Source organism: Erysipelotrichaceae bacterium 66202529, assembly GCA_017161075.1.
Lineage (GTDB): Bacteria > Bacillota_I > Bacilli_A > Erysipelotrichales > Erysipelotrichaceae > Clostridium_AQ.
Map to the genome: position 1 here is coordinate 1,879,053 of CP046174.1, position 12,889 is coordinate 1,891,941.

The window sequence follows — 12,889 nt, forward strand, 5'->3', positions numbered from 1 at the left end:
AAAAACGTTATACTGTTTCTTTTTTTGCTCATTTATGGGATAATAAAGAGCATAAAAGCGTCATAGTGTCTTTTCCATATCAAAAGGAATATACTATAGCAGATAAGGAGGTTGTCGCAGATGAAGGCATACACTGCAGGAAGCTTATTCTGGAATACATTCAAATGCGAAAGCGTCCTGCTTCGTGAACGATGTTGCACAGGCTTTGGTTCACAGAAGAATGGTTAGACTTTATAAGGAGGACATGTTGATGAAGGAAACAGTAAAGCTGATTGGAAATACACCATTATATCATATAGAAAATACGGATATCTATGTGAAGCTGGAAAAATACAATATCGGAGGAAGTGTTAAGGATCGTGCTGTGCTCAGGATGCTGCAGGGTGCCATGGAAAAGGGCGAGATCACCAAGGACAGCGTACTCGTGGAGGCAACCAGTGGGAATACCGGTGTAGCGCTTGCTATGCTGGGGGCTGTGTATCACATACCGGTAACGATCATCATGCCGGATACGATGAGCATGGAACGCCGGCAGCTGGTAAGGGCCTATGGGGCAACGCTTGTTTTAACTCCGGGCGCAAAGGGAATGCAGGGCGCTATGGAGGAAATGGAACGCCTGATGAAGGAGCACGACAATTATCGTTCCCTGTCACAGTTTGATAATCCGGATAATATCAATGCGCATTATGAAACAACAGGCAGGGAAATTCTGGAGCAGCTGCCGGATGTAGATCTATTTGTTGCCTGCATCGGTACCGGAGGTACGTTCAGCGGTATCGCAAAACGGTTAAAGGAACATGATCCTGCAATCCTATGCATGGCAGGAGAACCGGAAAAAAGTGCAATTCTTAGCGGCAGGGAAGCGGGGCCTCATAAAATTCAGGGGATTGGCGCAAACTTTGTGCCTGCCAACTTCGATCGTGAACTGGCGGACGACATTCTTTTGATTTCGGATCAAGAGGCTGTTTTTGAAACTGTGCGCTTTGTCCGTGAAACCGGAATTCTGGTAGGTATCAGCTCCGGTGCCAACATCGCTTTGGCAAAACGTTTATCACTGCGTTATCCTGGAAAGAAAATCGTTACGGTTGCACCGGACGGCGGAGAGAAATATCTTTCCGTATTGGACTTTGATTAGTATGCTTCGTGTATTGAAGGATATCAATCACAATTTAAACCGCTCCCTGCAAAATGATCCTGCAGCGCATTCCAAGCTGGAGATATTGTTACTATATCCCCATATCCGTGCGCTTGCCTTTCATCGGGTGTCTCATTTTCTGTATAAGCACCATCTGTTTTTTCTGGCGCGGCTGAATTCAAATATTGCGCGTCACTGGACAGGGATTGAGATTCATCCGGGGGCAACCATCGGAAGAGGGCTTTTGATCGATCATGGCATGGGAGTTGTGATTGGTGAAACTGCTGTGATTGGGGATGACTGCCAGCTTTATCATGGTGTGACACTCGGCGGAACCGGTAAGCAGCATGCCAAACGGCATCCAACCCTTGGCAATCGTGTAATGATCGGGGCAGGGGCAAAATGTCTTGGCAATATCACAATCGATGATGATGCTAAGGTGGGAGCGAATGCAGTTGTTTTAACAGATGTACCGGCCGGAGCAACATTCATCGGGCTGGCCGCAAAGGATAAACGCGAAAAACATTGTCTGTTTTATTAAACAGTAAAGGTCTGAGGGATAAGCTGTTTTGTGCTTTCCTTGGGCCTTTTTTGTTGCTGTTCGTGCGGATAAAGGAAAGGCTTACCGCATGGAGAGCATTTGGCTTTCCTGTTTACAAGGTGCAGCTTTATAAGAACCGTATAAGAATTACACATATACTTGTAATCTGTTCCCATTTGTTTTACAATAATCCTGGATACTGTACATAAACGTATACGTTTTTGTACAGTGTTTTTTTCTGTAATTTCCTTAAAAATCATCAGCTTTTTGTTTGTTTTCGTAACCTTTCCCGTGATTTCTAATCGTATACCTTATGAAATACTGTATCGAAATTGAGGTGAGTATGCTTATGAAGCTGATCATATTGCTGATTTTGAGTATTGCAGGGGGAATATTGCAGAGTACAGAGGTCTGGCCCTGCGTTGCGCCGAAGGAAGGAGGGCGGGCAGCTATTTGCTGCTATTACAGTTTGAGCATGACTGTGTGATTAAGCTGGGGGTTATTGGAATAGGAAGCAAATGGAACAACTATGGAAGCCTTTCCACTCAGGGGCTGCTGCTTTACTCTTTTACAAAGCGCTGTGCATAGGACTATTTCCCCCCTTCATGCAGTTTGAGTATCAAAATATATTGACGATATACATAGGGTATGCTATATTATATCTGTAATAGATATATCTAAAATGGATATATCCATTATGGAGGTTAAGAATATGTCAAAAAGCAATACGCTGGAGACGGAGCAGCTGACGGATGCCATGTATTACATTCTGCTGTCTCTGATGAAGGAGCGTCATGGCTATGCCATCATGAAATATATCGAGGAGCTCAGCAATCACAGTATTACGATGGGGCCGGGAACCTTATATACACTTTTGAAAAAGCTGTGTAAGGCGGAGTGGATCCTGCAGACCTCTGTCGATGCGGACCGGACGAAAAAATATCAGATTACCGATACCGGCAGAGCAGTGCTGCTGCATGAGATAAAACGCAGAAGGCACATGGTGGAGGACGGCTTGCGAATTTTAAAGGAGAACGGATATGAAGGATAGAAAACGGGTGATGTGCGGCGGTCTGGCTTTTTCCGATTGCGAGGATATGGAAATGCTGCATCAGTATGCCAAAGAGGGCTGGGTGTTTCGGGAATTTCACGGTCTGTTTTATATCCTGCATAAGGAGGAGCCGGTAAACCGGATTTACAGCTATACCATGCAGAAGCTGGCGGAGGATGAAAAGGAAGCCTATTTCCGTCTGTTTGAGGAGGGAGGCTGGCACATTCTGAACCCGGATAGCAAAGAGGTATATTTCTTCTGGGCAGAGGAGGGCTGTGTGCCCCTGCACAGTGAGGTGGAAACCAGGATGGAGGAATACCGGCCGACACTGTATGTGTTTGCCGGAATGCTGCTGGTCGGCTGCCTGTGTCTGCTGTCCCTGCTCTGGCTGCGGCATACTGCTTTTTATGCGGCAGTCCTCATGCTTGGCTCCATAATGAGCACGGTAGGACTTTTGATGGTGGTGGGCATTACATTGCGTATGAAGAAGAAGCGTCTTCGCATCGTGAATCTGACCTTCCGCCAGGGGGCAGTGATCTTTGCGGCTGGTATCGTCCTGCTGTGTATCCGTATGCTTGACTTGGGAAGCGGCATACGCAGACTGCTGCTGATACTCGGCGTTGTTTGTGTGATAGAAGGGGTTTTATGGATGTGTTTTCAGTATCGGGCATTTCGTGATAAAAAAGAAATTCGTATAAAAAAGAAAGATGAGGGTGTGTTATGATCGAGGTAAATAATTTGACAAAGCTGTACGGGAAATTTAAGGCCGTGGATGATGTATCGTTGAAAGCAGAGGATGGGGAAGTTACCATTCTGCTGGGACCCAATGGTGCGGGTAAGTCAACGACGATAAAAAGTATTACCAATCTGCTGCAGTATAAGGGGGATATCAAAATCAATGGGTATGAGAATGATTCTCTGGAGGCTAAAAAAAGCTTCGGCTATATCCCGGAGGCCCCGGTACTGTATGATCTGTTGACAATCGATGAGCATGTGGAGTTTATCGGCAAGGCGTACCGCTGTGAGAATTACCGTGCGCTGGCGGATACATATATTGCTCTGTTCAAGCTGGAGGATAAGCGAAAAAAAGCGGTGCGTGAGCTGTCCAAGGGGATGAAGCAGAAGGTCAGTATGCTGTTGGCTCTGATCATTTCTCCAAAAACCCTGCTGGTGGATGAGCCAATGGTTGGTCTGGACCCAACAAGTATTGAAGAAACCCTGCAGCTGTTTGTGCGGCTGAAGCAGGAGGGAGTGGCAATACTGATTTCTACGCATATCATCGATGTGATTGAGGCAATTTGGGATAGCGCCTATATCATGGATCACGGGAAAATCGTAGCCCATGTACGAAAAGCGGAGCTGAAGGAGCAAACGATCAAGGAAATCTTCTTTGCGTCTGTGGAAGGTGATGAACATGAGCATACTGTATAAGCTGTATCTGACCAGGCTGAAGGCGAATATCCGGCATGTATTTTCCAAAAAGGGAAGTGCCGTCTTTGCCATCCTGATGATTATGCTGTATGGCGGTCTGATCGTCATGAGCTTATCCAAACCGGAAATTGCATTATCCATGCAGAACATTACCGATGCCAATATGGCGATCATGATCGGTGTTGGCTTTACCGCACTGATGGTTGGCGTCATGCTGCTGCAGAAGCGCAAGGCGCTGTTTATGGAGGCGGATGCTTTCTATATGTTCAGCGGGCCGTTTACGCGTGTGCAGATCATGCGGTTTCTGATGCTGCAAAACATTGCATCCTCTTTTCTGTGCGGAGCGATTTCCCTGCTGATGGTGATTCTTCTGGGAAGCACGATTGAATTATCCTTTCCGTTTCTGCTGCTGGCCTTCCTTTGCTTTTCTCTGGTATATTTTGTCTTTCTGGTCGTTTACTATTATGTGTATCTGTTATCTATTCAAAAGGATAGCTATCGTCATATTCCACAGATTGCCGCAGTGTTCTATGTGCTGATGGTCGTGGCAGTATATGGCATGGTAATCGTGCAGAATCAGGGACAGCTGGCAGGCAGTGGAACGCTGTTTCTGAATACGGAGCTGTTTTACTGGGTACCGCTGTTTGGCTGGATCAAAATGATTCTGGTTTCCTATATCGCTGCTTCCTGGGGAATGCTGGCACTGGGGATTGCTCTGCTGCTGGTAGTCTGCGGGCTTGCCTATGGTATGCTTTGCAGCTACAAGGGGGAATTTGTGGAACGCGCCATGCAGGATGCGGAAGAATTTACTGCCTTATACAAGGATGTACGTGCCGGTAAACGGGATGGAATGAGTGAACGTAAAATTCATGAGGTCAAGGCGGTATTTCGTAGCGGAGCGATGGCGATTTTCTCTAAAAACATTTTGCTGCTGCGTAAGACAAACGATTACATCCGCTGGACGGATATTCTGACTATCGGAATTTATCTCGTTATCACCCTGCTTATGGATATGGGCTTTGGCTTTTTTATGTATATGATGATGTTCTGGCTGTTTACGATTGTACAGAATTCGGACTTTATGCGTGATATGAACAACTATCAGATTTATCTGATTCCCGATCATCCGCTCAAAAAGCTGCTCTGTGTTCTGCTGCCGACCTTTTTGAAGATGCTTTTGCCGATGAGCGGTGCCATTGTGGTGGCAGCCCTCATTTATCAAAGCGATATCGCAAGCGTTATCCAGTATTTCATCATGCTGCTGGGCTATGCAACCCTGTTTCTGTCAGCCAGTGTACTGTCGGTACGTATTCTAAAAAGCCGCAACAATCCGCTTATGGAAAATATGCTGCGTATGCTGATTATGGTCATAGCTGCCGCTCCGGGCATCGGCTTAACGATTTATTTTTTAAGCAAAGGGGATTTCACACTGGAAATTTTACAGCAGATGACACTCCTTTCCTTGGCGATGAACTTTGTTATTTCTGTGGTGATTATATTGATATGTGCACCGATGATGAACGGCAGAGAGATCAAAAGTGAATAAAATGATACAAAACTTATGGAAAGGAAAGGGAAATTTCTTTTCCTTTTCTTCTGTTTATGATATAGTATGTTACAGTATCTAAAAGAGGTAATTGTATGTGGAAATATCAATGTAAAAAGCATGTAATGGTTATACTGGTCAGCTTTGTGGCCGGTGCGGTTCTATTCGGCCTGATGGGCTATCAAAGAGAATATCTCACTTCTCTGCTGCGGCAGTCGGTTCCTGCGGAAATGGCGGGTGAACTGATCAAGGCAGAGTATATGTATTATCTGATCGGAGGTCTGACGATTTCCGGTCTGGCAAACGGACTTATGCTGCTGACCTATGTGATGCAGCGCTTCAATATTCCGTTTATTCTGATGTTCTTCCTGTTCTTTGCAGGAGGCTTTACCATCATTGAAATGATCGGGGCACTTACCGTCATACCGGCAATCGCTGTTTGTATCTTCGGTATGCTGACGATTCCCAACAGGGGAAAGCGCAGGGAGTTCGCAAAGGAAAATGTCACCAGTGTGGCTGAGGTGGAGCGTGTTTACCGGCTGCATCACCAGTATCTGGATGCATATGAAGAACTGGGAAAGAAGGCATGGAGCTTCAATCTGAAAATGAATTTGCTGTATTTCACAGGACTGATCGCTGTTCTGCTCGTTATTTTATATGTACAGGATTTCTTTGTGGTCTTTATAGCGATGATGCTGTATTCCATTTTGTTCTTTCAGCTTACCAAGCGTAAGAACCAGTCCATGCAGCCGATCATATCACTGCTGTATGATCAGTGTAATCCGGAAGCCTGTGCAACGGCAATCTTTGCCTATGCGAAAAAAGGAAGACGAAAGAAGAGCTTTCCGATGCCGCAGCATCTGGCACAGTGTATGGTCTATCTGAATGATCCCCATCTTGCCATTGATGTACTGGCAACCAGTGCGCAGGGCAGAGGCAACTTTATCTTTGCTTATCACTCCTTAATGGCCTATGCATATTATCAGCTGGGAGATCGCAGTATGGTGAAATTCCATTACGATGAATGTGAAAAGGCCGGCGCAAGAGTGAACAACGGGCCGATGCAGATGATCAAGGCACAGTGTCTGGAGGGGATTCAGAATAAGCTGGATTTAATGGATCAGAATTTTGAAAGCTCCCGCAGCTTTTTTGAGAAAGCGATGCCAACGGCAGGATTTGAATTCCAGCGTGTGGATTTCAAATACTATCTCGGGCTGATCGGCTTTGTGCAGAAGGATCTGGATGAGGCAAAAAGCTGTTTCAGCTATGTGGTTCAGCATGGAAACAAGATATATTATGTGGAAAAAGCACAGGGCTTCTTGAAAACCATTGAAAAAGCAGAGGCTGCTATGCAGGCACAATACGATAACTAAAAGGATTCCGTGAAATCCTTTTTTTTGTGTTTCGTTTTCTGAAAACGCAAACATTGTGAACTTTATGTGAAGTGCTGCATTGTAGTTGACACGGATACGTTTTTGAATATAATAGTTAAGGTAGTTAATTATTAAGTTACTTAACTAATTGAAGAGGTGATACAATGGATGAGATGGATATCGTCCGGAAGGTTACACATCTGTTCTACATGTTTCGTAGAGACAGTCTGCTGAAAAAAGAGGATCATCCAAAAATGAAGCACCGGGATATTATGGTGCTGGATGCCATTATGAAGCTCAATGACGGCAATCTGGTGAAAATGAGTGATCTCAGTGATTATTTTCAGGTGACGCCTGCTGCTATTTCGCAAATTATCAAACAGTTTGAGAAAAAAGGGTGGGTGGAACGGATTCTTTTGGATACGGATCGCAGAAGCGTCTATATTCAGGTAAGCGAGGAAGCCCGGCAGATGATGAAGAACTGTGAAGCCTTTATGACACAGCGTCTTGTTGAATTCATTGAGGAACTCGGTGAGGAGGATGCCAACGCACTTGTCCGTATTTTGGAAAAGGCACTGGCACATTCCCACAAACGCAAAGAAAAGCTTGAGGAAGGAGAACAGAAATGACGAAATTAGGTAAATATCTGAAGCCGTTTTTCCTATCGGTTCTGGCGATTGTTGCATTGCTGTTTACACAGGCGATGTGTGAGCTGGCCATGCCGGACTATATGTCCAGTATTGTGGATGTCGGTATCGTCTCCGGTGGTGTGGAAGATGGTGTCCCGAATGTAATTCGTGAAAGCGAAGTGAAAAAGCTGGTTCTGTTCATGGATGAAAAGGAACAAAAGGTTTTTACAGATAATTATACAAGAATCACAAGTGCGCAGGCAACTGCGGATCAGAAGGAAGCATATCCGATTCTGAAAAAAGAAACTGTCTATGAGTTAAAGGATGTAGACAGTGCTACAAGAGACAATATCAAGGAAGCGCTGCGCAAGGCGGAAACAACTGTCATGGGTCTGGAGCAGAGCATGGCAGAGGCTAAAAGCGGAAAAACAGCCTCCAGTAAGCAGCTGTCAGATGAGCAAAAGGAAATGATGAAGCTGCTGAGCAGTCTGCCGAAGGGAATGGATATTTTTACCGTATTGGAAACCATGCCTTCTGAAAAGCTTCAGGATATGAAGCAGCAGATGAACAAGGTGACAGATGCTATGGGCAGTGATACAGCGGATACAGCGAATGCCGCCTATGTTCGTAGTGAATATAAGGCGATCGGTGTCGATGTGGATGCCATACAGTATAGCTATCTAATTCAGCACGGTCTTATGATGCTTGCGGTCGCACTGGGCTCTGCAGCAGCAGCCGTAGCGGTCGGCTTCCTGGCAAGCCGTGTTGCGGCAGGTGTATCCAGAAACCTGCGTAAGGATGTATTCAACAAGGTTGAACATTTCTCCAGTGCGGAGTTTAATAAATTTTCTACGAATACGCTGATTACCCGTACGACCAATGATGTCCAGCAGATTCAGATGGCTCTGGTTATGATCATGCGTATCGTTATCTATGCGCCGATTATCGGTATCGGAGCTGTAATCAAGGTGGTAAATGCCAATGTGTCCATGACATGGATCATCGCTTTAGTCGTTGTCCTGATTCTGAGTGTGATGATGGTGGCCTTTGCCTTCGTCATGCCGAAGTTCAAAAAGCTGCAGAAGCTGATGGACAAGCTGAATTCTGTCGTACGTGAAATTATTGACGGTATGCCGGTTATCCGCGCCTTCAACAATCAGAAATGTGAAAGTGAAAAGTTTGAAAATGCAAATGGCGATATTTTGAAAACGAACCTGTTTACGTCACGTGCTATGGCATGTCTGATGCCGACCGTTATGCTGATTATGAACTGTGCGTCAATTCTGATCGTATGGGTTGGTTCCCATCAGATTGATTCCGGTGCATTGCAGGTCGGCGATATGATGGCGTTTATCCAGTATTCCATGCAGATCATCATGGCATTTATGATGATTACGATGATTTCCATCATGCTGCCAAGAGCAAGCGCTGCAGCTATCCGTGTTATGGAAGTGCTGCATACGGATACCAGTATCAATGATCCGCAGCAGGCATTGGAATTTGACGGGACAAAACGCGGATATATCGAATTTAAAAATGTCAGCTTCCGCTATCCGGGTGCTGAGGAGGATGTTCTTCACAATATCAGCTTTACTGCAAAGCCGGGAGAAACCACTGCCTTTATCGGAAGTACCGGCAGCGGAAAGTCTACGATTATCAATCTGGTCCCAAGGTTCTTCGATGTAACCGAGGGGGAGATCATCGTGGATGGTGTAGATATCCGTAAGGTATCCCAGCACACACTGCGTGAAAAAATCGGTTACGTACCGCAGAAGGGGTCTTTGTTTACCGGAACGATTGCGACCAATCTGCTGTATGCGAAGGAGGATGCGACACAGGCGGAAATGGAAGAGGCTGCATCCATTGCACAGGCTATTGATTTTATCGATGAAAAGCCTGAGCGCTTTGAAACACCGATCGCCCAGGGCGGTACCAATGTGTCCGGCGGTCAGCGGCAGCGTTTATCCATTGCCAGAGCTCTGATTAAAAAACCGGAAATCTATATCTTTGATGATACCTTCTCAGCACTGGACTTCAAGACGGATGCCAGATTGAGAAAGGCACTGAATGAGCTGTGTCAGGAAACCAGAAGCACGGTACTGCTGGTGGCTCAGCGTATATCCAGTATCATGCATGCAGAACGCATTGTCGTGCTGGATAAGGGACAGGTTGCCGGCATCGGTACCCATGAGGAACTGATGAAGACATGCGATGTCTACAAGGAAATCGCATACAGCCAATTATCAAAGGAGGAACTGGAAAATGAGTAAGGAAAGCCGTTCTTCACATGCACCGAAAAGAGGGCCGATGGGGCGCAGAGGCCCGGGAGCTCCCACAGAAAAAGCGAAAAATTTTAAGGGAACCATGAAGCAGCTGATTGCTTATATGCGTCCGTATTATCTAAATATTATTGTATCCATGCTGTTTGCTGTTCTATCTGTGATTTTTATGGTCGTCGGGCCAAAAATTCTTGGAAAGGCAACGACCGAGCTAGTAAGCGGATTTACTGCAAAAATTGCAGGCTCTGGAACGATCAATTTTGACCGTATTGCGGAAATACTGCTGTTTCTGGTTGCTATCTATGTGGTATCCACCTTATGCAACTTCATTCAGAACTGGATGATGGCAGGCGTCGCACAGAAGGTATCCTTCAATCTGCGTAAAACCATGGCCGCAAAAATCGATGTATTGCCATTCTCCTATTTTGATAAGCAGTCTCATGGAGAGGTGCTGTCACGCTTCTCAAATGATATCGATACGGTACAGCAGACACTGAGCCAGTCACTGGCACAGATGATCACCTCGATCGTCCAAATCATCGGCTTCCTTGTTATGATGCTGTCCATCAGCTGGCAGATGACCCTGATGGCGCTGGTTGTTATTCCATTGTCTTTATTCCTGGTGACAACGGTTGTTAAGCATTCCCAGAAATATTTTGCGAAGCAGCAGCGCTCCTTGGGAAATGTCAATGGACATATTGAAGAAATGTACAGTGGTCATATCGTCATGAAAGCCTTCAACGGGGAAGAAAAAAGTATCGCCCAGTTTGGGCAATATAATGATGAGCTGTACGAATCCGCATGGAAATCTCAGTTTCTGAGCGGTCTGATGCAGCCGATTGCGATGTTCGTTGGAAATATCGGATATGTCGGTGTCTGTATCCTTGGTGGATATCTGGCAATGAATGGAATCATTGAAATTGGAGATATTCAATCCTTTATTATGTATGTCCGTAACTTCAACAACCCGATTTCCCAGGTTGCACAGACCATGAATGTTTTGCAGTCCACTGCAGCAGCAGCGGAGCGTGTCTTTGAATTTCTTGCTGAGGAGGAAGAAATCAAGGAAACAGCAACGCCTGTTGAGGTCTTCGATGCAGAGGGCAAAACGAATATCAAGGGACAGGTTACCTTTGAAAACGTACATTTCGGCTATACACCGGATAAAATCATCATCAATGATTTCTCCATGTATATCAAGCCGGGTAAGAAAATTGCCATTGTCGGGCCTACCGGTGCCGGTAAAACGACAATCGTTAAGCTGCTCATGCGGTTCTATGAGCTGAACAGTGGCAGCATTTATATTGACGGTATCAAGACAACCGATATGCGAAGAAGTGATTTGCGTGCCTTATTCGGTATGGTATTGCAGGATGCCTGGCTGTTCAACGGTACTGTTATGGAAAATCTGCGCTACGGCCGTTTACATGCCACCGATGAGGAGGTCATCGCGGCTGCAGATGCTGCGTATGTCGATCACTTCATCCGTACACTGGATCATGGCTATGATACGATGATCAATGAGGAGTCCAGCAATATCTCACAGGGACAGAAGCAGCTGCTGACAATAGCACGTGCCTTCCTTGCCGACCCTAAGGTGCTGATTCTGGATGAGGCAACATCCTCTGTTGATACCCGTACTGAGGTACTGATTCAGAAGGGTATGGAGAGACTGATGGAAAACCGTACCAGCTTTGTTATCGCACACCGTCTGTCTACGATTCGTGATGCAGATCTGATTCTGGTCATGAAGGATGGAGACATTGTCGAGGCCGGTAACCATGAAGATTTAATGAAAGCGGACGGCTTCTATACACAGCTTTACAATTCTCAGTTTGAGGAGGTTTAAAAAAAGTCTGTATACCACATGATTTCCGTGTGGATACAGATTTTTTTAGTATCTATAGTATCGGTATGCTGTATAAGACCATATGATTGTTTTCAGTACAACTGAACGATATGGGATACGTCGACATTTTCAGGGTAGTGAGACAATATGCAGTTGTTTGGTAAAGCAGTTTTTATAAAAGGAAGCATGAACAAACGAACAGCTCGCGAAATGCAGCCTTACGGTTAGCTATGTGCAGGGATAACGCAGCATATACAAAAAAACAATACCGCCCTTCTGTATGGATATATGACGGGACGGATACCGGTAAGCGTATTATGCAAATGCAAAGCAACTGAGCGTGCAGGATAGGCGTCAACTGAAAACAGACTAACAATCTTCTCCACTTTCCCCTGTGCATTGCATAGCTGAAGGATACGCATCAGATAAAAAGCAGCCCGGTGTAAGTCTTGTGAACCTACATAACAGGCTGCTCTTTTCTATATTTCTTATTCGTTTCGCTGTAACTGTTTTTTAGCATCGGACAATGCATGATAAGCTGTACTTATCTCTTCCAGACTGCACTCCTTGTTTATACAGTCATATGCCTGATAAAAAGCCTTTTCATAGGCGCTCCATGAGGCTGGTGTGTAATCTTCGATGATGAGCTCACTACTTTGTACGAGCAGCGTGCGGATGGCATCAACCATTTGAAAATAAGTGTGCTCCCGTTCAATTTCCGTTAACAGGTCATGGAATCTCCAGTGCCTGTTATGTTCGGTCAGCATCGCCTTGCGCTTCATTTCCGTTCCAGCCGCCTGCAGCAGCGTATTCAGCTGCAGAATATCCTCATCCGCTGCTTCTTCAAACAGCATGAGGTCAATGCTGTGATGTGTGTTGGTGGTGGCAGGAGTTTTTGTGAACCCGTCAAGGCCGAGCAGTGTACCTACCCGCTGTCCCAGCTCATGATCCTGAAGTACGCGGTAATCGGCATTAAGCTGATCAAGCACCTGTTCCACAACCGCCTGCTTATCTGTCTGATCACCAAAATAAATGATAATTTTTTTCATAATATT

11 protein-coding genes are annotated in these 12,889 nt (G+C 45.5%); 10 read left to right on the top strand and 1 reads right to left on the bottom strand.

What is annotated here, in order from left to right; genetic code table 11:
• The first annotated feature begins 250 nt into the window (after positions 1-250).
• From GKZ87_08865 to GKZ87_08910, 10 genes are all read left to right on the top strand, one after another.
• A complete protein-coding gene (locus tag GKZ87_08865) occupies positions 251-1,135 on the top strand; it encodes a pyridoxal-phosphate dependent enzyme (protein QSI25578.1) in 885 nt (294 codons plus the stop codon).
• Between the two features lies 1 nt (position 1,136).
• Complete coding sequence (cysE, locus tag GKZ87_08870; protein ID QSI25579.1) at positions 1,137-1,676, top strand: serine O-acetyltransferase; 540 nt, start codon at positions 1,137-1,139, stop codon at positions 1,674-1,676.
• A 712-nt stretch (positions 1,677-2,388) separates the two neighbouring features.
• Positions 2,389-2,727 carry a PadR family transcriptional regulator gene (locus tag GKZ87_08875; protein ID QSI25580.1) on the top strand — a complete coding sequence of 113 codons (339 nt, stop codon included), beginning with the start codon at positions 2,389-2,391 and terminating at the stop codon, positions 2,725-2,727.
• A complete protein-coding gene (locus GKZ87_08880) occupies positions 2,717-3,451 on the top strand; it encodes a DUF2812 domain-containing protein (protein QSI25581.1) in 735 nt (244 codons plus the stop codon). The genes GKZ87_08875 and GKZ87_08880 overlap by 11 nt, the downstream gene beginning before the upstream one ends.
• A complete protein-coding gene (locus tag GKZ87_08885; protein QSI25582.1) occupies positions 3,448-4,158 on the top strand; it encodes an ATP-binding cassette domain-containing protein in 711 nt (236 codons plus the stop codon). The genes GKZ87_08880 and GKZ87_08885 overlap by 4 nt, the downstream gene beginning before the upstream one ends.
• The gene (locus tag GKZ87_08890; GenBank protein QSI25583.1) at positions 4,118-5,704 is read left to right on the top strand and encodes a hypothetical protein; all 1,587 of its coding nucleotides are present in this window, start codon (positions 4,118-4,120) and stop codon (positions 5,702-5,704) included. The genes GKZ87_08885 and GKZ87_08890 overlap by 41 nt, the downstream gene beginning before the upstream one ends.
• A 95-nt stretch (positions 5,705-5,799) precedes the next feature.
• Positions 5,800-7,077 (top strand): hypothetical protein, encoded by a 1,278-nt coding sequence (locus GKZ87_08895; GenBank protein QSI25584.1) that lies wholly within the window; start codon positions 5,800-5,802, stop codon positions 7,075-7,077.
• Positions 7,078-7,241: 164 nt separating this feature from the next.
• Positions 7,242-7,706, top strand: a complete 465-nt coding sequence (locus tag GKZ87_08900; protein ID QSI25585.1) for a MarR family transcriptional regulator — start codon at positions 7,242-7,244, stop codon at positions 7,704-7,706.
• The gene (locus GKZ87_08905; GenBank protein ID QSI25586.1) at positions 7,703-9,976 is read left to right on the top strand and encodes an ATP-binding cassette domain-containing protein; all 2,274 of its coding nucleotides are present in this window, start codon (positions 7,703-7,705) and stop codon (positions 9,974-9,976) included. The genes GKZ87_08900 and GKZ87_08905 overlap by 4 nt, the downstream gene beginning before the upstream one ends.
• Entirely contained in the window at positions 9,969-11,834 is a 1,866-nt protein-coding gene (locus tag GKZ87_08910) for an ATP-binding cassette domain-containing protein (protein ID QSI25587.1), read from the top strand. Before GKZ87_08905 ends, GKZ87_08910 begins: the two co-directional genes overlap by 8 nt.
• Positions 11,835-12,322: 488 nt before the next feature.
• Here the strand turns inward: GKZ87_08910 and GKZ87_08915 are convergent, their stop codons facing one another.
• Positions 12,323-12,883, bottom strand: a complete 561-nt coding sequence (locus tag GKZ87_08915) for a DUF3783 domain-containing protein (GenBank protein QSI25588.1) — start codon at positions 12,881-12,883, stop codon at positions 12,323-12,325.
• Positions 12,884-12,889 lie beyond the last annotated feature (6 nt).